Source organism: Pseudanabaenaceae cyanobacterium SKYG29 (assembly GCA_025055675.1).
GTDB lineage: Bacteria > Cyanobacteriota > Cyanobacteriia > Pseudanabaenales > Pseudanabaenaceae > M5B4.
The window spans coordinates 670291-690962 of the sequence record JANWWT010000001.1 but is presented as its reverse complement, the minus strand read 5'-3'; the positions used below and the strand labels follow the sequence as shown (position 1 = coordinate 690962).

Below are 20672 nucleotides of genomic sequence, written 5' to 3'. Positions count from 1 at the left end.
GCCTCAGATACGCAACCGAGTAGGTAGACAGTCCTGGCGGAGGAGATCGGCATAGGTCTCCCGTCTAAGGATCAATTCTGCCCTGCCACCATTGACTAGGACAGCTGCTAAACGGGGTAAGCGATTGTAATTGGAAGCCATGCTGTAGTTGTAAGCCCCCGTTGCCAAAACTACTAAAATATCCCCTGCTTCTAGCGCCGGTAGGGTAATGTCTTGAATCAACACATCCCCCGATTCACAGTGCTTGCCCGCAATTGTAACGGCTTGACTTAGGGGGGAACCCATGCGATTAGCAACAACAGCGCAGTATTGGGCCTGGTACGTAATCGGGCGGGGATTGTCCGACATGCCCCCATCAACAGCAACGTAGGTTCTCACCCCTGGAATGACCTTGCTGCTGCCCACGGTATAGGCAGTTACACAGGCGGGACCCACGATCGAGCGCCCAGGCTCACACAATAGTTTGGGGAGGGGCAAATTTAACTCCCTACAGGTAGAAATTACACCTGTTGCTACCGCCTTCACCCAATCGGTAATAGGGGGAGGGTCATCCTGTTCCGTGTAGCGAATCCCTAAACCCCCACCAACATTTAATTCAGTAAATTGGAAGCCAAATTCAGTGCGTGCTAATTGGTAATAGTTTAACAAAATCCGCGGCAGGTCGTGGGGATGGTCGAGGGAGAAAATCTGCGAACCATTGTGGGCATGGAGTCCTACACACTCTAGGAGACTGGCTTGCAAATGGGCAAATACCTGGGGCAATTCTTCTAGGTCAAAACCAAACTTGCTGTCCCGTTGTCCTGTGCGGATGTAGGCGTGGGTATGACAGTCAATCCCTGGGGTCACCCGTACCATTACCCTAGGGCGAGTTTGGCGCTCCTTGGCAATTTTTTCACTGATTTTAATGTCATGCCAGTTGTCCAGAACGATCGTGCAACCAGCGGCAATGGCTTCAGCAATCTCCTGGGCTGATTTATTGTTGCCGTGCAGATAGATAGTGCGGGGGTCAACCCCTGCTTGCAGAGCTGTGTATAACTCTCCCCCCGAAACTACGTCTATGCCCAAGCCCTCAGAGGCAACCAGGGCACACAAGGCTAAGCAACTCCAGGCTTTAGAGGCATACAAAACTAGGTGGTCAGCGGGGTAATATTGTCTGAAGGCTTCCCGATACTGTTGGCAGGCTGTACGGACAGTCACCTCGTCCAGGATGTAGAGGGGAGAACCAAATTCCTGCACCAGTTGGGGGACAGCACACCCCCCGATCGTCAATTGGTATTGGCTGTTAACTTTAGCAGTAAGGGGTAGGAGTTGTTGGTTAGGTGAGAGGGTCATAGACAGCAGGCAAGGGAACTCCTTACCATTATGAAGTAAATTTGGGCTAGACGTAGACACCCCTAGCTCTTTGAGTCTGCCCTGATATTACCTAGCGGTTTGCTGCCGTACTGAGGTAATGCACCAAAATGCGTAACTGGTGGCTGAGAGTGGGCATCCGCCCAATGTAGACCAGGCGGCGTAGCCAGTAGCCCAGATTGCCGTTAAGGGGAAAGCGATTGAACAAAGCCACTGCTGCCCGATCGGTGCCTAAACTGACCATCTCCCCCAGGGGCACGTAGGTAAAGGGGAGTAGTGGGTAGCCCTGCAGAGTATTAAAAATATTCCAGGCACAGTATTGGGCTTGTTGAATTGCCACTTGGGCTGTAGCAGGGAGGGGAGGAGTAAACTGGCTAATATCTCCTAGGGCAAATATTTCGGGATAGCCGAGGCACTGGAGATAGGCATTAACGGCAATTTTGTTGGCTGTAGCAATTGGCAACTCCGTCAACCAACTGGGTACGGCTGTCCCTACTGTCCACAGCACTATATCTGTGGGCAAATCTGCCACCTGCCCGTTGACCTGCAAAGTGACACTCTCTTCCTTTACTGCTACTACAGAGGTGCGTAGGTCAATCCACACCGAGCGTTTCTCCAGTTCCCGTAGGGCAAACCGCCGATTAACCAGGGGTGAGCGTCCTAGTAAACAGTCATTGCGATCGACGATTCTAATTCTGCCCCTTTCCCCTAGGCGATCAGCTAACTTACAGGCTAACTCCACGCCACTAGTGCCCCCCCCAGCAATTACCACGCGGATTTTTTCCCGATTGGTATTTTCCAACTCCTGCAGGCGTGCCTCTAAACGATGACAATCTGCCAAGGTGCGAAAGGGGATCGCTCCCGTGGGGACATTGGGTGTAATTCCCCCCACTGCCAAGACTAAATAGCTGTACTCTAGCTGGGTGATCATGCCCTCACTCACCATCTGTATGTACTTACCTTCCCCATCAACCTGGGTGACGTTACCTAACTTGAACTCGATTGGGGTGTCAGCAAGTAAGTCCCGAAAGCGAGGGGCAATCTCCCACTCCTCTAGCTCCCCTGTCAGCAGTTCGTAGAGCAAGGGCGTAAACAAAAACCGATCGTTGCGGTCAATCAGCACTATGGGGGGCAAGTCTTGTATAGGCAGTCTTGCCAAACTGAGGGCTGTATAAAGCCCGCCAAACCCACCCCCAACAATGACAATTGGTTTCATAGGGAAAAATCTAGCGCAGTTTGCGTACCTCAGTCCAAAATTGCGTGTGGTAGAGACCCACTGCTGCCGTGCGCATACACAAATTAGGCAAGGGGAACCACAATTTCTCCTCCCGCTCCCCTAGCCGCATCGTCAGAATGCTATCCCCTGAAATAATAAATTCTCCCTGGTACTCCCCTTCCCACCCTTGCCACAGTAAATGCCCTGTTCTCCCCTCTTCCTTAGGGCGGGCCTTGAGGAAACTGACTTTTTTTTCCACCGTCATCCGCAATTCCGTAGGGGCAATTAACTCCACCTCAATTTGGGTACGATGGTGGTAGGATTTATTACTTACTAAATCATAGGCAGTGGACTGGGACAGCCACAAACCTGCCCTCTGGCTAAAAAATGTGTAGATGTCCATAGGAGTCTATTGCAATCGTTAAATAGTGTAACAAATGTAAACTCTCTGCTATATTGGGACGATGAAACCACGGCGGCGAGGGATGAGTTGGCAGGTACGGGGAGTACGGGGAGCAACAACAATTGAAGAAAATACAGTCGAGGCGATCGCCCAAGCCACCCTAGAACTCATAGAAGCGATAGAGGTTGCCAATGGCATTGATCCCACCGACATTGTCAGCGTTGTGTTTTCCGTCACCCCTGATATTGATGCTGCCTTTCCTGCCCGCTTTGCCCGTATGCGCCTAGGTTGGGAAAATGTCCCTCTTCTGGACCTGCAGCATATGGAAGTGGTGGGGGGCTTAGAAAAATGTATCCGCGTCCTGATGCAGGTTTATACCCCTTTGTTGCAACATCAAATTCACCATGTCTATCTCAGAAGGGCAAGGGTACTGCGCCCCGATTTAGAATCACCCCCCCCGCTTGGGTAAACAACTATGGCAACTACAAAAACTCATGAACACTCGCTGAACCGTGAGACTCGCGAACCGCCGCTCGGTGAGACTCGCGAACCGACCAACTGGGAAACGGAAGAATCCATCCCCCTAAGGGTGTTAGTGCAACTGTTGGTGTTCATAGCGATCGGGGCAACTGACCAACTAGCAGAAAAGAATTACAGTACCTGGGCAATTCCCCTGGGGGGTATGGCAGCGAGCTGGGCGTGGTATGCCCGTAGGCAGAAAAATATTCCTGTAAAAATTGGCATTGCCTTGGGGATGCTAGCAGCACTGTTTGTTTTCCTATCGGACTTGGTACAGGGGAACGATGAAACTCGCATCCTGTTGGCACGGCTCCTGATCCAACTACAGGTGTTGCATAGCTTTGACTTACCCCGCCGCAAGGATTTGGGTTATTCCATTGTGATCGCCTTTATCCTGCTGGGAGTGGCAGCTACCCTGAGTCAAACTATGACCTTTAGCCTGTGGATTATTGCCTTTACTGCCCTGGTGATTCCCATTCTCGTGTTGGATTTGCGCTCGCGGCTGGGTGTAATCAGTAACAGTTGGCGACCCCAGCAACTAGGTATTTCCCCTGGCTCGATCGTGACTTTGCTGGGTCTGGTATTACTGTTAGGCTTAGTGGTGTTTTTCCTGTTGCCCCGCTTACCTGGTTATCAAGTGCGTACATTCCCTGTCAGTGACCAAATTGTGCAGCGGCAAGCTCCGCCGGGGCGGATTATTCAACCCCAAATCCAGCAGGAGATGCAAGGTGATGGGGAGAGCAGCGGTGGCGGCGGTGGTGAGGGAACAGGGGAAGCGGGATCAGGTAGAGGCAGGGTGAGAAGGGGTTTACCGCCCCTGTTTGGCGAAGAGTTAGATGCTACCCGTGGAGTTTTAGTGCGCCCTGAGTTGGTGATGCGGGTGCGCTCCCAAGCGGAGTTATTCTGGCGTGTATTAGCCTACGACTTTTATACAGGCACAGGCTGGAAAATTTCCCGCAGCGGACAGGAGTATGTGCAAAAGATTAAGCGGGATGCCCTAGGTTATCGCTTTGATGTGCCTACTAATATTGCCAACCTGGTTATCCCTGCCCGTAGCCGTCAAGTGATTCAAACTTACACGATCGTGACTGATGCGTTTCCCAATGTGATCCCTGCCGCAGCTGTGCCTACAGAACTGTACTTTCCCAGTGATGAGATAGAATTTGACCCCGATGGCAATTTTCGTGCCCCTGCCCCCCTGCCCAAGGAGACTATCTATACCGTAATTTCCCAAGTTGCCAGAAGGGAACAAGACCGCTTGCGAAAAGTGCGCGTCAGATACCCCGACTCTATTGGCAAGGTTTACCTCCAGGTACCGTCGTCATTACAGCCCCAGTTGCAAACCCTAGGGGAGAAGCTGCTCAGGGAAGCCGCCAGTGTTGTCAGTGGGGAACCTCTGAACATTGATAATGCTTACGATGCTGCTCTTTACCTAGCCCAGTACCTCAAGCAAAATTATCGCCTTGCTGACCTCACAGAGCAAAACCTAGACCCTGCTCAGGATTTAGTGGAGCAGTTCCTTACCCAGAGAGAGGGAAATGGGGCACAATTTGTCTCTACCTATGTACTATTACTGCGCTCTCTAGGACTGCCTGCCCGCTACATGGTGGGGTTTGCACCAGGTAGATTTAATCCTTTCACAGGTTACTACGAGGTGATGAACAGCGATGCCATGGCAATGGGGGAGGTCTTTTTCCCTGGCTATGGTTGGTTGGCATTTAATCCTGTGCCGGGGCAGCCTCTGTTGCCCCCTTCCGTGGAAGAAGACCAGACCTTCAGTGCCCTCAAAAGTTTTTGGCAATGGGTGGCAGGCTTTTTACCGTCCCCCCTAGTGGGGTTTCTGGCAGTTGTCTTTAATCAGATGGGTAAATTCTTCGGGTGGCTAGTGGCTTGGTTAGTCAGCCTAGGCTGGTTAGGCATATTTGTCGGGGTGGCAGTGCTGTTCCTACTGGCGTTGGTGGGGTGGGGTATTTGGCAATTCTGCCTGTGGTGGTGGGATAAATTGCGCTTGTCTCTCCTCCATCCTGTGGAACGGACTTATCAGCTGATGATACGGGCTACGGGCATGCCCAAACCCCCTGCCAGTACCCCCCAAGAATATGCCCAGCTCCTGAGTGAACATTTACCAGCTGATCTGGCGGATTTGGTGTGGCAGATCACAAACATTTACCAAGATTGGCGCTATGGTAACCGTACTCCCTGCTCCTGGAGGGAAATGCAAGCCCTGCTCCAGAGGTTGCGGAAACTGAACTGGCGCAGAATGTCCTATACTCAAGGTAAGGTGTAGTTGCTGTCATGGACGCAGACAGGTTTGGTGAGATATTTCCCCTGGCGGAAACGGCAGAGTTAGAGACGATCGAGTGGCTTTTATCAGTAGCGGCAGAAAAGCAGGTGGCTAGGGGGGGAACAATTGTAGAGACTGAGGAGTGGGGCAATGCGGCTTATCTACTCATCAAGGGTTGGGTGAAGTGGCAGGAGCGGCGGGGAGACAAAACCTACACCCTAGCAGTTATAGGGCAAGGGGATTTCTTTGGAGAAATGGCTATCCTAGATGAGAGTTTACGGGATACGGAAGTGGTAGCTATCACTGCTGTCGAGGTGCTAGAAATTCCTGCCCAAAGGTTTCTCCAACTTCTCTTCAAAGACCCCCAGCTTAATCATCGCTTTTTTCAACGATCGATGCAACGTCTACGCAAACTGTACAAATTGCAACAACTACAGCGGGAAACTTGCTTGTCTCGCCTTGCCTATTTACTGGCAGACCTAGCTGAAAGTTACGGTTCGGACACAGGGGAAGGGGTGAGTATTCCTTACCTTGCTCCCCAAGACCTCGCTGACCTTGCCCATTGTGGCCTAGAGGAAACCAACCGTGTCCTGGAAAAAATGCAGGAAAAACATTGGCTGCATAGCGATCGGGACAGCAACCTTATGATTGTCCATAATCCCCGTCAGCTTGCCCAGTTGTTTAGTCACTGATGCCTATGTGGTTGCGGCGTGCCCAGGTTCCCCCCCCTTTCCTGGGAGAGCGCTATGAGGGGTTAGTAGATATTGCCATAGAAAACGATCGGATTGTGGCAGTTGTACCTGCCCATACAGTGGAACCTGGGACAGAGGGCTGGGATTTAGGAGGCGGTCTAGTCTTGCCCTGTTTAGTCGACTGTCACACCCATTTAGATAAGGCGCACACGGGGGAGCGGGCACCTAATCCTGATGGTACATTTACAGGGGCATTGGCAGCTTTGGAAGGGGACCGTAAAAATTGGACAGCTTCTGACCTCTATCAGCGCATGGAATTTGCCCTAGACCGTAGTTACCGCCATGGTACCCGTGCTATTCGGACTCATTTAGACGTACCACCTGGTCAGTTGCAGATTTCAGTAGCAGTATTCCAAGAGTTACAGAGGGAGTGGAGCAGTCGCATAACATTACAAGCTGTTTCCCTCATCAGTCTGGATTTATTTATGGGTGAGTATGGGGAAGAAGTTGCCAACACTTTTGCCAAGATGGGCGGTATTTTAGGAGGAGTGGCATACCCCCATCCTGATTTGGTAGCCCAGCTCGATCGGGTTTTTAGTTTAGCCAAGGACAGACAGCTAGCTTTGGATTTTCATGTAGATGAAACGAATGATCCCCATTCTCAATGTCTAAAAGCAGTAGCAGAGGCGGTGCTTAGGCATAAATTTCCTTATCCTGTTAGCTGTGGTCATTGTTGCAGTCTTGCTCTGCAGGCGGAAGAGACAGTTAGAGAAACGATCGGCTTGGTCGCTGCTGCGGGCATCAACATTATTTCTTTACCTACCTGTAATCTCTATTTGCAGGACCGTCAACCCAAGTGTACTCCGCGTTGGCGGGGCATCACCCTGATTCACGAACTAGACCAGGCAGGGATTCCTGTTGCTATTGCCCACGACAATTGCCGTGATGCCTTCTATCCCCTCGGTGACCATGACCTGTTGCAAATTTTTGCTATTGCTACTCTGATTGGACACCTGGACAATCCCTATCACTACTGGCTGCCCTGTATCACGACTACCCCCGCCCGCATCATGGGTATAGAACCTGGCTTAATTGCCCCTGGCAGCCCCGCTGATTTGTTGCTGTTTGCTAGTCGCACTTATACTGAGTTACTCTCCTTCCCCCCCCAGGATCGTCAGGTGCTCAGAAACGGTAAACGGATCGACACTTAATCTAACCCCAGGGAGCGAACTACCAGACGGCTGAGGGGCGAAAGAATAACTACAGCGGAAGCCCCCGCCACGATCGTTGTCACTAGTCCATTAACCCTATCCGTTGCTTTTTGGTAGGCATCCATGCTGATCCGCAATTCGCGAAAGTCTTGTCTGAGAGTTGCTACTTCCCGATCGAGATGATCAAGCCTGGTGTTAACCTCTACCTTGAACGTAGCAAAGTCCTGCTTGACCTCTGTCAGTTCGGCTTTTACCCCTGCCAAATCCTGCTTGACCTCTGTCAGTTCGGCTTTTACCCCTGCCAAATCCTGCTTGACCTCTGTCAGTTCGGCTTTTACCCCTGCCAAGTCCTGTTTGACCTCTGTCAGTTCGGCTTTTACCCCTGCCAAGTCCTGTTTGACCTCTGTCAGTTCGGCTTTTACCCCTGCTAAATCAGTCTTGATAGTCGCCACTGATTCCAGCAGACTGGTAATCCCTTCCAAAATTTTGTCGTTCGCCATGGAGTCCCCTGATTGGTCGTAGGTTATAGCAGTATAGCATTAACGGCTAATAGTGACTTGCCTGGCTCTCATCCGATCGGTTCTGCTGTTATTGATCTGGCTGTTTTTCTGACATTGATCACCTTGACAAGTAATAGTGTAATCTTTTTTGCGGATGTAGCCTCTGGGGGTTTGGAATGTGTTTGTACCAGTGCAAGTGTCGTTAGTACAAGTGCGTTGTCGATCGTAGTTGCCAACTTGTCCCTGGGGATTGGTGACTGTGCCCTGCTTGATAGTGGTGTTATTCTGTCGTTGCAGAGTGCCTTGATAAGTAATGGTCTTGTTGTTGTAGTCGACGTTTTTCCCCTGGGCTAAGACAGGGAGTAGATTTGTTAGAGCCAATACCAACAACCATGTCTTTAGCTGCATAAAATAGCCCTCCCCTTACAAGGGTTATAGACTTGACAACCCCTCGATCGGTTCATTTGTTTTTTAACTGTAGAAGATTCTGGACAGCAGTTACTAAGGTACTGTCTTTTTTAGCAAAGCAGAAACGAATGTAGGGAACTACCGACCGATCGGGGTTAGAAAAGCACTTCCCAGGCACAGCAGCAATACGGGCATATTCTGCCAGATAGCGGGCAGCCTTCTCACCATCAGGAGCAATAGCAGTGGCATCCGCCCAAATATAATAAGCCCCCTGGGGTAGGAAGGGTCTTAAGCCAACCTCTGTGAGAGCAGGGAAAAGCAAATCCCGTTTGTGTTGGTATTCTTTGCCCAGATGGACAAAATAATCAGAGCCAAATTGCATAGCGGTTAGAGCAGCTACCTGGAGGGGAGAAGGAGCGCAGATAGTCAAGAAGTCATGGAGTTTGCGCATAGCAGCGGTAAGAGCTGGACAAGCGATTGTGTAACCGAGCCGCCAACCTGTGACGCAAAAAGTCTTGGAAAAACCACCGACGAGGATTGTCCGTTCCCGCATGCCTGGCACAGTGATCATGGAAATATGTTTGCCGTCGTAGATGATGTACTCATAAATCTCATCAGTAATCACATAAACGTCGTATGCTAGGCAATAGCGCGCCAGGAGTTCCAATTCCTCATAGCGCCATACTTTACCCGTGGGATTGGCAGGAGTGTTGAGAATTACTGCTTTGATACCTTTGCTGAAGACCTGTTGCAAAATTGTCTCATCAATCTGCCAATGGGGTGGTTGCAGTAATACAAACTCAGGTATGCCGCCACAGGTAATCAAATTGGGTAGATAGTTTTCATAAAACGGTTCAAATAACAACACCCGATCGCCTGGATCAATCAGACTTAGCAAGGCTAAATTCAACCCTTCCGTTGCGCCACAGCAGACTGTCACTTCCCGATCGGGGTCAACCCCTATATGCTGTTCTCTGAGCATTTTCTGGGCGATTGCTTGGCGTAAATCTGCTAAACCCCAGGGATCACAGTATTGATTGTGGTCAGCTAAGATAGCTTGCACTGCTGCCTGCTTGAGCATTTCAGGGGCAGGAAAGTCCGGCAAGCCTTGGGCTAAATTGATCGCACCAAATTGGTCACAATATCGAGAGGCTTCGCGAATTTGCGATTCTTGGGTAAGTTGTGCGCGCTTGGCTACTGCAATGTTGATTGATGGCATTGACGATCGGTGCTTCTTTTTGGCGTAACTGTTCTATTTTAGCGATGGCTTGGTTGCGGGCGGAGTTATTTTGCGTCTGGATAGCGCGTCCTAGTTCCGCTGCCGATCGAGCGGCTTCTGTAGTCAATGCCACCAACTTCTGTTGTCCGTCCACCAGTACAGGGTCTTGCAGCTTTAGTCCGCGGAGTTCCGCCCCGATCGCTTCCATCTGGCTGGCTAACTGAATCCACCCCTGTCCATCCTTGGGAGCAGGCAGAGCACTGATTTTATTTACCACTTGGTTGAGGCGGTTGCACTGGGAGACTCTAGTTTCGCCACAGGACACAATACTGATGACCATAATGACAAACAGCAAGAGGGAGAGCAGACGCATAACAAGAGAGCCGAAAACTGAAGGCATTTTAGCCTGCGCAGTCGATACAATGAATAGAGATTTGGAAGATATGGCATATGGCGATCAAAAAAGGCACAAAAGTACGGGCAGTGCGGGAAAAGTTGGCGGGTAGTCTGGAAGAGCAGGCAAATGACCCCCGTTTCCCCAGCTATATTTTTGAGACGGATGGGGAAATTATCGAACTGCGGGGCGATTACGTACAAATTCTGTTTGGACAGGTGCCCACACCCCCCATCTGGCTGCGCAAAGACCAGGTACAAGAAGTTACGTGAAAATGGCTCCCCCCTGCAACCGATCGTAATGGTAGGCAAACGCCTGCTTGAGGGCAGGGAAGGAAGCAAGGGTAGGGTCTGTTTGCAAGACCAGTTGTGCTGCTTCCCGACTGCGAACATAAATCTGTTGACGGAGGGTAGAGTCTTTAATGCGGTCATCGATCGTGAACCCAGAATGACCAGACTGTTCTTTCCCTTCGTCCTTTCCTTTGCCCCGCATTTCGTAATCCCTTTCCGCGATGTAAAAACCGTCCTGGGATTGGACTAAAACCTGCAACCTTGCTAGGGCCACCTCAGAATTAGTATCCGTGCACAAAAGACAGTAAGCCTGGTCTGCACCCCTGCCTACTCTACCCCTTAACTGATGTAACTGAGCCAGACCAAACCGATCGCTATGTTCAATCAACATCACTGAGGCATTGGGGACATCTACCCCCACTTCTACTACTGTTGTGGCGACCAGAATATCCGTTTTATGGTCACGGAAATCAGTAATAGCTTTATCTTTTTCCGCCGCTGTCATTTGTCCGTGGAGAAGACCGACACGAAAATTAGGAAATATTTGTTCCTGCAACCTTTCCCACTCTTGTACAGCCGCTTTCACATCTTCTAACTTTTCCGATTCGGCTACCAAGGGTAAAACAACATAGCACTGTCTGCCTTGCACTACTTCCCTTTTAATTAGATCATAGGCATAACGGCGCTGACTAGGACGAATGAGGACAGTTTGAATTGGTTTTCTGCCTGGGGGGAGTTCGTCAATGATACTGACATCAATTTCGGAGTTAGTGAGATAAAGAGTGCGGGGGATAGGTGTAGCTGTCATAATCATAACATGGGGACTCTCCCCCTTTTTCACCAATTTCAGGCGTTGGTCAGTACCAAAACGATGTTGTTCATCGATAATGACTAAGCCCAACCGTTGAAATTCTACATCTTCCTGGATGAGGGCATGGGTACCAATAACTAAAGGCAGCTCTCCCGTGCTGAGTTGGCGTAAAATCTCTTTTCTTTTACTAGCTTTGGTAGAACTAGTCAACAACTCCACTGGTAAAGCTAGCTGGGAAAACCAAGGCACAATCTTACGGTAATGTTGTTCTACTAGGACTTCCGTCGGAGCCATTAAGGCCGTCTGCCAACCGGTTTCGATCGCCAGCAAAATAGCGTAGACTGCCACGATCGTTTTGCCGGAGCCGACATCTCCCTGCACCAACCGATTCATCGGTTTAGTTTTTTGCAGGTCTTGGTGGATTTCTTGAATAACCCGTTTCTGGGCATTGGTCAGTGGGAAGGGAATAATCCTATCGAATTGAGCAATTAGTTGACCTGTGGCAACGAGGGCGGGGGATGTCTGCTGTTGTTGACGATAGAGAGCAATCAAACGACGGAAGAAATATTTGTCAAACGTGAGGCGATAGATAGCTAATTCCAGTTTCTCCCGATCGGGGGGGTAATGAATAAACTTGATGGCATTTTGTAGGGATAGAAGTTGATATTGCTCCCTCAATTGTAGTGGCAGGGGGTCAACAATTTGGTCAGCTAGCGGTAGGCACTCAATCACTAATTGACGAATTTGGGCAGGAGTGATGCCCTCTGTCAGAGAGTACACAGGCACGAGGCGACCGACACGCTCAGACTCAATTTGGTCATTACTGTGGTCTAAAATCTCCACCTCAAAGTCTTCCAAACTTAAGCCATATTTCCCCTTTTTCACTACCCCTGCCGCTGCTATGGTTGCCCCGATCGGGTACATTTTCCGTAGTTGACCTTGCCATGCCTGCGTGGTGTAGCGTTTCCCTGTCCAAAAGCGTTGTAATTTGATTTGTCCCGTGCTATCTCTGACTAGCACTTCCATAATTGTCAGATGGGGATTTTTGGGACTAGTAAAACAGGAAAACCGCCGAATTTGTCCAATGATAGTTACAGTCTCATTCTCTTGCAGTTCCCTAATGGGAATTTGTTTAGCATAGTCTACATGGTCACGGGGGTAATAGTGGAGAACATCCCCGATCGTTTGCAGTCCCAATTTCTGCCATCTTTTGCCCCTTGGTCCTTGCCAGGCTTCTAGGGTTGTTTGCAGCGTCAGATGCTCGATCGTAGATTTGCTGGTTTTCTCTTTTTCCTTGATAGGGGGAGTAGTCAATTGTTGGCGGCGAATTTCGTACAAAAACTGTTTAGTCTCCGCAATCAAATTCTGTCTTTGGGCGAGGGAAAATGAGTTATATTGCTGATAGTTGCGTGCCAACTTAAGGGCTTGTTCGCGGTCAGCAAAATGTTCAATCAGACTGTTAGATAAAAAATCAGCAAAGTAAGCAGTCTTCCCCCGCAAATTACGACAACCATAGCGGGATTCTACTTCCAACGCCTCCTGCAGTTTGATAATGTCTCTGGCAAGCATGGTAGTTTCATTATGGCATACCCTCTCCCTGGCGCTGCTGCAGGACGGTTGCGGCAAAAACTAAATCCTGGGGTGTGGTGATTTTTATATTTGTCTCCTCCCCTGGCACGATCGTTACAGTTATACCCAATTTCTCCACCAAAGCACTGTCATCTGTGACTGCCCAGTTATTTTCCCTTGCTGCCGCATGGGCTTTTTTAATCATCTGCACATGAAATCCCTGGGGTGTCTGAGCACTCCATAGAGAAGCTCGATCGGGGGTAGCGACAATTTGTCCATCTTTTACTACCTTGATTGTGTCCTTGACGGGTACAGCACAGATTAGGGCAGGATGCTCTAGCAAACTGACAGCACAGCGATCAATCAACTCAGGGGAAATCAAACACCTAGCGCCATCGTGGATCAACACATATTCTGCCTCTGGGGGCAAAGCCTGCAGACCGTTAAACACTGAATCCTGCCGCGTTTCTCCCCCTGCAATCCACACACAGGGTTTAGATAACCGATCGAACATGGGTGCAATGACGGACCGATCGCGTTCGTGACCAATTACCCCAATCCAAACCACAGAACGAGCCTGCTCTGCTGCCGCCAATGTCCATTGCAAGATCGTTTTTCCCTGCAACTCAAACAAAAGTTTGTTATACGCTAAACCCATGCGCTTCCCCATCCCTGCTGCAGGAATTAAAAAATGACAAGCTACCATACTCAATATAACTTCAAATCCAACAAACCCTCTTCCCGCCGTTTAGGATGGAATTTAACCTCAAACTTTACCCCCCGCTGCACTAATTTCTGCATAATCTCTTCTTCCATGCGGCGCGCCACCCCCCTGATAATTCTATGCTTGACAACTTCATCCTCTGCATCCCAACTATCCGCCGTCCACACCTTGTAGAAATGACATTGATCAGTGAGTCTGACCAAGTGCTGTTTCAAACTGGTAGCAATATCACGGGAAACACCCACGTAGACAAGGTCTTGTGCCTCGTTGAAGATAGCATATACTCCTATTTTCCTTGCTAGCCCTTCGTCAATCTGACCATTTTCCTTTAGATAGGAATAGAGGGGTAAACTAGCCAAGCTGGGGTAATCGATCATTGGTTTACCAACGTCCACCAGCCCAAACTAGGACCAATGAAGCGCACCGTCACCCACACGACCACCATTGCCCCGATGCCAATCCACGCCCCTGTAGTGGTAATTTTGACAAACTGATCAGCCCTATCCTTGGTCAGCCAGGGCAACCAAGCCACGATCGGTTGGGGTTTGCCGTAGTTCTCCCCTAAAATTTCCTTACGCCGTTTAGAATCGCCCATAAACCCCTCCTACAACTGATGTAAATAAGGATACCTGACGGGAATACCCGGTTCCTTAGTCAGTTCAAAATTGATACATTGCCACCGTTCGTCCTCCTCTTCATTAAACTCCACCTGCAAGCCAAACAGTCGGGGGGTACTGTAGTCAGGGAAGCGCTCCAAAAAAGGCATCAACAAATCCTTATACCGCTGAGCAATGATTACCTTGAGGGCACGATAGCCTTGCGTGTAAAGATAGTCCAACTGTTCGTGAATCTCAAACCGAATACTGTCGGGATGAGTATGTTGGCGATACCAGACACCATTCCACAACCGCCAGCGCCGCCCTGATTGCAAATGGACTAACTCTTGCCGATCGGGGTCAACCTCAAAAGCACCATGGCGAGGGCAGAGGTAAGTATCCGTTAAAATCAGAGCCGGGATTGTTTGACGGCAGTGGGGGCAGGCAATTTCTGGACCGAAAGCAGGGTAATGCACGGGAGAAGTACCTATCTTCACTCGCTACAACCCTATCATAGTACCCCCTACAGCCATTGACCAGAGCGAAAGGAAAAACTAAGATTTACGGGCAAGAGCACTATAGGGCAGCACACGCACCAACTCATCATAGGTAGTGATCCCTCTGCAGACCTTCTCGATCGCTGCCACGCGAAAAGAAGGATAGTCAATCTTGCGGAGATAGCGCATCAGTTGACTAGGAGTTCCTTCATAAATTAACTCACGGATATGGTCATCCACATCGACAATTTCCACCACCGCTTCTCGTCCCAAAAAGCCACTACCAAAACACTTATCACAGCCCTTACCCTTTCGCCATTGCATATTCTCAGGTACGGCAGGAATCCCCAGCCTGTCTAACTCTTCCGCCGTAGGCGTGTAGGGTTCCCCACAATAGGGGCAAACTTTACGTACCAAACGCTGAGCCACAATCCCCAACAGGGCATCGCTAATTAAACCAGGGTCTGGGCCCAAATCCTTCAGGCGGGGAATCGCACTAGGAGCATCGTTAGTGTGCATAGTGGTCAATACTAGGTGACCAGTCAAAGCCGCTCTCACCACTGTTTCTGCCGTTTCCGGGTCGCGCACCTCCCCCACCATGACAATATCAGGGTCCTGCCGCAGTATTGCCCTTAACCCCGCTGCAAAAGTCATCCCTGCCGCTTCATTCACCTGGGTTTGAGTAATATTGGGCAACACATACTCTACGGGGTCTTCTACCGTTACCACATTCACCTGTTCCTTGGCGATCAACTGCAAACTCGTGTAAAGAGTGCTAGTCTTCCCTGAACCTGTGGGACCCGTGATAATGATTAGTCCCTGGGGCTGATAGAGCCATCTTTTATAGATTGCCAATGTCCGTTTGCTGAAGCCCAAACCCTCCAGCATTTCCTTGGAGAAAGGATTTTCCCTGGGCAAGAGCCGAATGACTGCCTTTTCTCCCCCCACACAGGGCAGGGTACTCACCCGCATATCCAACCCCGCTGCCATGCTATCCCCACTGGTATATTCCCGATTAATGCGACCATCCTGGGGGCGCCGACTTTCGGCAATGTCCATATCACACATTACCTTGAGGGCGACGATAATCTTACGGCTCACCTCCACAGGCAAGACCTTGACATCCCGCAAAATGCCATCAATGCGGTAGCGCACGCGCAAGCCCTGGGGTGTCGGTTCTAGGTGAATATCACTGGCACGGTTCTGCAACGCCACGGAAATGAGGGCATTAATCCGTCGCGTCTGGTCAGCCGCCTGGGACAGATAGAGATTAGTAACCTCAGAAATATCCGCCTGTTCCACCTCCCCTGTCAGGGGATTAATCAAGGGAGCAGACGTAATACGGCTGGGGTCAGGAACATTCTGGGTGCGAAACCACGCCTTGTAGCTCTCGGCAGCAATAGGGATGATTTTTACCTCTGTCAGTGTCCGATCGGCGAGCAGGCGCACCTCATGGTCAGGTAATTTAGTGGGGCAGCCTAGGTAATAGCAGTTACGCCATAACAGCAAGGGGATCACAGGGGGGAGCACGCTGCGGTCATCAAAGGAGCGAAAGAAGCGCTGATTTAGTTCGTTGTCGAGGGCATCAATATTTACCCTCCCCTCAGCATCCACCAGCAGACTGAGAGCCTCTTGGCAGGAAGCAATCTCATTGGTTTGTAATTGTCGCCAGATTGACTTACGGGACGGCAAAACCTGCATAGCAAAATCTGCTACAGAACCATTCAAATCTTAACGGAAAAGCTTAGTAGTTGGGTACAATGTAGAGGGAAAAGAAAGCGGGGCAGAGCCATGAGTACGCAAAAGCTGACAGAAGCGGAAATTCAAGAGGCACTTACGACTCTAACAGGCTGGCAGTTAGTCGAGGGCAAGCTGCACAAGGTCTATCAGTTTCCCAGTTTTGTTGCCGCCTTTGCCTTTATGACCAAGGTGGCCCTGATTGCGGAAAAAATGGACCATCATCCCGATTGGTACAACGTTTACAACCGCGTCACCATTAATCTCACTACCCACGATGCAGGGGGCATCACTAACAAGGATGTGGAATTAGCCCGCCAAATTGACCAATAGATGTCACCTCGCCAATTTACTACTGCCTTGCTGTCCCTGCTGGCAATCGGGATAGGCGGTACAAGTATTTTCTACTGGCGTATGGCTGCCAGCTACAAAGCGCGCATTAGTAATAAATTAATCCAAGCCACTAAAACCCTGCCCTATATCTTAGGTCAGTCCTACTTAGACAAAATTACTGATGCTACCTCCGTCACTCCTGCAGAGTATGCAACAATTGTCAACCGCCTGGATAACTACCGCCAAGGGATCGGGGAGATCGTCTACATTTACGCCTATACCCTCAATCAAGAGGGTCAAGTAGTAGAGGTAGTAGATTCATTACCCCTTGATCAAAGAGTAGGGGGTCAAGGATTTTGGGCAGAATTTCGTTCAGCCCCCCCCAGAATAGTTGCCATGCTCCGAGGCACAGCTAATCAAAACTCAGTTTTAGAAGCAGCTAGTGATGAATTTGGGGATTTTCTCAGCTACTTAGAGGTCTACAAAAACAAGGCGGGGAAGCGTTTTGTCTTGGGTGCCGATATTCAAATTAAGGACTATCAGCGACGGCTACGGCAAATCTTAGTAACCAGTATTTTGATCACAGTTATTAGCCTAGTAGTCTATACCCTGCTTAGTATTAACATCAGGATAAAGTCCCAACAGCTAGTAACAACCACCCTAGTAGCAGGAGGAGTGTTTCTCGCCATCTTTACTAATATCTATGTAGAAGAACAGAGACAGTTAGAAGAATCCCTGTTTATGGCAGCCCGAGCTATACCAGAGATTGTTGGGGATGACTATCTCATTAGAACTAGCAAACCTGAGGGTGTATCAGAGAAAGAATACAGACATAGAGTGAACTTGCTCCAACGCTTCGCAAGGGATGTGGGAGTTGATTGTGTCCAGGGGTTGCGCAGGATTAACGATCGGGTTGTGCTTATTATGCATAGCTGTACTGCCGATCGGTCTAACTACTATACGGTACGGCAGGAAGTTCTGCCCCTCTTTGATGGAGTGGGGAGAGTTAATCTTACCCGTGGTAATCAATTTGGCTATTTCAGGTCTGTCTTTTCCTCCCAGTATGATTCTCAACAGGAAATAGTCGTATTTGTAGCTGATTACCTTTACAGCAAGGTGCTGTGGGCTACAACCAGAGTAATTCTATTTACCTTGCTGGTAGTAATGACTTATGTCCTTCTTATAAAGGTTTGGGAACATTACTTTGGTTCCATCTTCAATGTCCTGGCATCAGTGGAAAAATATCCTACTGGGCAATCTCTATTCTGCAAAACTGCCCTGATTAGTAGTGCCACCATTATTACTTTTTTAGTTGTCTTTTACCTCTATGCTAGAAATGTTCTCTACACCAATTATTCCCAACTAGAAAAACGGGAGTTAAGGACAGAACTGAGTCGACTAAGAAAGACTATAAAGGAGGAAAGTAACTACATTGCCACCCGTTACGGAGACTGGGCAGCGTGGGACGACGCTTATCAATTTGTACAAGATAGAAATCGAGCGTTTAGCAGGTCAAACCTAGTGCATGATACCCTCACTAGCCTGGATGTTGACCTAGTGATGTATCTGCGGCTAAACAGACAATTTGTGGGTGGTGTAGCTGTAGATAACTCTCTCCAGCAGAAAATCCAGAACTACTTGGTGGCAAAGCCCCACTTGTTGACTTTTACCCAGCCTAACCCCAAAAGAAGTAATTTTGGTCTACTGAGTCTCAATAATGAGATTTTTCTGATAGCCACTTACCCTGTTATACGTTCTGATTTAAGTGGCACACCAAGGGGCTTTTTTGTGGTAGCCAGGAGAATTGATCAACAGTTTATTAACCGTATCGGTCAGCGCAAAAACCTAGACATACGTTTACAACATATTACTGATGCCAAAAAAATTAAGTCCCTAGATGAGGTACTGAACAAATTACTGACAAGAGATGAGGATGTCATAGTCCCCCAAAGTTATCAATTTACCTATGGCTACACTTTACTTAAAGACATGGAACAACAACCTATAGCTCTAGTCAAGATCGTAAAGCAGCGAGAGATACTAGCAACAGGTCAAGCAGTAATTGATAGAACTTTGTTAGTGGGCTTTTTAAGCTTCGGCTTGATTACTTTGGGAGCGAACCTATTAGTTCTCCAGCGAGTAGTTACCTTGAGATTACTGCGTATGGTGGATAGCCTGAAGCAGCAAAAAGAGAGGGAAAGCCTACACAAGTTATCTGTGGTTGGTAATGATGAAATTGCCTACCTAGCTAACACCTTTAATCAACTCTTGGAAATCAATGAGCGTAATCATGAGAAGTTCCGTAAAATTTTCCGTGCTTGTCCTACTGCCATTATTATTGTCCATTGTGCAAATGGAAACATATTGGATGTCAATCCTAGTTGTGAGAATTTATTGGGCTACAGAGCGGAGGAGTTAATTGGTAAGAATATTGATGAGTTCGGTGGTTGGTTCTTTGGTTACGATATTAGTCATATCTTGATGGAGCAGGAGGATAATGATTACCTGAGGAGTATTGAGGTAAATATATATGATCGGGAAGGTAGGGAAATCAATTGCAAGATTTTTGTAGAGATAGTGGAGATTGCAGGGGAACACTGTTTGTTATATAATATTCTTGATATTTCTGATATTAAGAGATTAAATAAAGCAATTAATCGAGCTAATTCTCTACTGCGGGCGCAGCAGGAAACTTCTATAGATGGTATTTTGGCAGTGGATGAGCAAGGGAAAATAGTTTCTTTTAACCAGCGATTCTGTCACATGTGGAATTTAACTCCTGAGCAGCTAGAGGGTAAAATCATCCATGAGGTGTTGAATGGCTCACAGTTAACCTATGGATTGCGGGAAGCGATCGAGCGTGCCTATGATGTGGAGAGGGGAGAATATTGTGATGAGCTTCCCCTGCCGGATAATCGAGTATTTGATGTGCGAGCACAGTCGATTAGTGGGAACAATAAAAAGTATTACGGTCAAATTTGGTATTTTCGCGATATTACTGCTTTAGTGGAAATAGAGGATAAACTGCGGGAACAGTATCAGAAATTAGAGGCAGCTAACGCCGAAATCGCCAAGCTTAACCAACAATTAGTAGCAGAAAATTTACGCATGAGCGCGGAGCTGAACGTAGCTCGGCAGTTACAAAAAATGCTTTTACCTCGTCTAACTGACCTTCACAAGTTGTTGGGTGTGGATGTTGTAGCTTTTATGCAACCTGCGGAGGAAGTGGGGGGCGATTACTATGATGTCTTTTGCCTCGATCGGACTGTTTATATCAGCATTGGGGACATTACGGGGCATGGGCTAGACAGTGGTGTAATTATGCTCATGGTGCAGGCAATTGTGACTACCCTGGTGGAATTGCGATTGCCCCCCCATCAACTAATTGCGGTCCTGAACGCTGTTCTACTCAAAAATTTAGACCGCATCAATTCTGACAAGGCTTTAACTTTTACTATGGTATCGTGGCAAGAAGGCAGACTAGAAATCATAGGGCAACACGAGGATGTGCTTATCTTACGTAACAACGGCAGTGTAGAAAGAGTTGATACCTTTGACCTAGGCTTCCCGATCGGTTTGGAAACAGATGTTTCTCCCTATTTGCAATATTACTCCACTGAGTTATTAGCAGGAGAAGCAGTTATTATGTTCACTGATGGAGTAACAGAAGCAGCCAGTCCCACAGGGGAACTCTATGGTCTCGATCGGTTATGTGAGGTTGCTCTCAAGCATAGACGCAAAACTAGTCAGCAAATTTTGGATAGAATTGTAGCTGATATTCAAGCTCATATAGGCAATAGCAAAATTTTAGATGATATTACCATCATTGTATTCAAACAAAAGTGCGACTATGGTTAAAGATGGCAAACAAAGCAGCCAGTTGATGGAGCTATTGAGTACAACTAGAGAAAAATGTACA

The 20672-nt window shown here is 48.6% G+C and carries 20 protein-coding genes; 7 read left to right on the top strand and 13 right to left on the bottom strand.

Annotation, left to right across the window (positions count from 1 at the left end; translation table 11 throughout):
* Positions 1–3: 3 nt before the first annotated feature.
* The 3 genes from lysA to NZM01_03285 form a co-directional block, all read right to left on the bottom strand.
* Positions 4–1332, bottom strand: coding sequence for a diaminopimelate decarboxylase (gene lysA / locus NZM01_03295; GenBank protein ID MCS6959054.1), 1329 nt, complete (start codon positions 1330–1332; stop codon positions 4–6).
* A gap of 91 nt (positions 1333–1423) precedes the next feature.
* Entirely contained in the window at positions 1424–2566 is a 1143-nt protein-coding gene (locus NZM01_03290) for an NAD(P)/FAD-dependent oxidoreductase (protein ID MCS6959053.1), read from the bottom strand.
* Positions 2567–2576: 10 nt separating this feature from the next.
* Positions 2577–2969: a hypothetical protein gene (locus tag NZM01_03285; GenBank protein MCS6959052.1), complete on the bottom strand. Its 393-nt coding sequence runs from the start codon at positions 2967–2969 to the stop codon at positions 2577–2579.
* 61 nt (positions 2970–3030) lie between these two features.
* Here NZM01_03285 and aroH point away from each other — a divergent pair, with 61 nt between their 5' ends.
* Genes aroH through NZM01_03265 form a run of 4 tightly spaced genes read left to right on the top strand, consistent with a single transcriptional unit; the run spans position 3031 to position 7675 of the window.
* The gene (gene aroH / locus NZM01_03280; protein MCS6959051.1) at positions 3031–3438 is read left to right on the top strand and encodes a chorismate mutase; all 408 of its coding nucleotides are present in this window, start codon (positions 3031–3033) and stop codon (positions 3436–3438) included.
* Positions 3439–3444: 6 nt separating this feature from the next.
* Complete coding sequence (locus tag NZM01_03275) at positions 3445–5775, top strand: transglutaminaseTgpA domain-containing protein (protein ID MCS6959050.1); 2331 nt, start codon at positions 3445–3447, stop codon at positions 5773–5775.
* An 8-nt stretch (positions 5776–5783) separates the two neighbouring features.
* Positions 5784–6464: a Crp/Fnr family transcriptional regulator gene (locus NZM01_03270; GenBank protein ID MCS6959049.1), complete on the top strand. Its 681-nt coding sequence runs from the start codon at positions 5784–5786 to the stop codon at positions 6462–6464.
* On the top strand, positions 6464–7675 hold the full coding sequence (locus NZM01_03265) for a cytosine deaminase (GenBank protein ID MCS6959048.1): 1212 nt from the start codon (positions 6464–6466) through the stop codon (positions 7673–7675). Before NZM01_03270 ends, NZM01_03265 begins: the two co-directional genes overlap by 1 nt.
* On the opposite strand, the gene NZM01_03260 is transcribed toward NZM01_03265, so the two are convergent.
* From NZM01_03260 to NZM01_03245, 4 genes are read right to left on the bottom strand one after another with little or no spacing between them, the layout of a single operon-like run.
* A complete protein-coding gene (locus NZM01_03260) occupies positions 7672–8175 on the bottom strand; it encodes a hypothetical protein (protein MCS6959047.1) in 504 nt (167 codons plus the stop codon). The two genes, NZM01_03265 and NZM01_03260, sit on opposite strands and share 4 nt — an antisense overlap.
* Before the next feature lie 39 nt (positions 8176–8214).
* Positions 8215–8583: a hypothetical protein gene (locus NZM01_03255; GenBank protein MCS6959046.1), complete on the bottom strand. Its 369-nt coding sequence runs from the start codon at positions 8581–8583 to the stop codon at positions 8215–8217.
* A 52-nt stretch (positions 8584–8635) separates the two neighbouring features.
* On the bottom strand, positions 8636–9802 hold the full coding sequence (locus NZM01_03250) for an aminotransferase class I/II-fold pyridoxal phosphate-dependent enzyme (protein ID MCS6959045.1): 1167 nt from the start codon (positions 9800–9802) through the stop codon (positions 8636–8638).
* A complete protein-coding gene (locus NZM01_03245) occupies positions 9720–10175 on the bottom strand; it encodes a hypothetical protein (protein MCS6959044.1) in 456 nt (151 codons plus the stop codon). Before NZM01_03245 ends, NZM01_03250 begins: the two co-directional genes overlap by 83 nt.
* A 77-nt stretch (positions 10176–10252) precedes the next feature.
* Here NZM01_03245 and NZM01_03240 point away from each other — a divergent pair, with 77 nt between their 5' ends.
* Complete coding sequence (locus tag NZM01_03240) at positions 10253–10468, top strand: NAD(P)H-quinone oxidoreductase subunit O (protein ID MCS6959043.1); 216 nt, start codon at positions 10253–10255, stop codon at positions 10466–10468.
* Here the strand turns inward: NZM01_03240 and recG are convergent.
* The 6 genes from recG to NZM01_03210 all read right to left on the bottom strand — a co-directional run bounded on the left by recG (position 10461) and on the right by NZM01_03210 (position 16384).
* Entirely contained in the window at positions 10461–12866 is a 2406-nt protein-coding gene (gene recG, locus NZM01_03235) for an ATP-dependent DNA helicase RecG (GenBank protein ID MCS6959042.1), read from the bottom strand. The two genes, NZM01_03240 and recG, sit on opposite strands and share 8 nt — an antisense overlap.
* 10 nt (positions 12867–12876) lie before the next feature.
* Entirely contained in the window at positions 12877–13572 is a 696-nt protein-coding gene (ispD, locus tag NZM01_03230) for a 2-C-methyl-D-erythritol 4-phosphate cytidylyltransferase (GenBank protein MCS6959041.1), read from the bottom strand.
* 2 nt (positions 13573–13574) lie between these two features.
* Complete coding sequence (locus tag NZM01_03225; GenBank protein MCS6959040.1) at positions 13575–13967, bottom strand: GIY-YIG nuclease family protein; 393 nt, start codon at positions 13965–13967, stop codon at positions 13575–13577.
* Entirely contained in the window at positions 13964–14185 is a 222-nt protein-coding gene (locus NZM01_03220; GenBank protein MCS6959039.1) for a DUF2839 domain-containing protein, read from the bottom strand. Before NZM01_03220 ends, NZM01_03225 begins: the two co-directional genes overlap by 4 nt.
* Positions 14186–14194: 9 nt before the next feature.
* Positions 14195–14677 (bottom strand): TIGR02652 family protein, encoded by a 483-nt coding sequence (locus NZM01_03215; GenBank protein ID MCS6959038.1) that lies wholly within the window; start codon positions 14675–14677, stop codon positions 14195–14197.
* Between the two features lie 63 nt (positions 14678–14740).
* A complete protein-coding gene (locus NZM01_03210; GenBank protein ID MCS6959037.1) occupies positions 14741–16384 on the bottom strand; it encodes a GspE/PulE family protein in 1644 nt (547 codons plus the stop codon).
* 90 nt (positions 16385–16474) lie between these two features.
* Between NZM01_03210 and NZM01_03205 the strand changes: the two genes are divergently transcribed.
* On the top strand, positions 16475–16753 hold the full coding sequence (locus tag NZM01_03205) for a 4a-hydroxytetrahydrobiopterin dehydratase (GenBank protein MCS6959036.1): 279 nt from the start codon (positions 16475–16477) through the stop codon (positions 16751–16753).
* The gene (locus NZM01_03200; GenBank protein ID MCS6959035.1) at positions 16754–20611 is read left to right on the top strand and encodes a SpoIIE family protein phosphatase; all 3858 of its coding nucleotides are present in this window, start codon (positions 16754–16756) and stop codon (positions 20609–20611) included.
* The last annotated feature ends 61 nt before the right edge of the window (positions 20612–20672 follow it).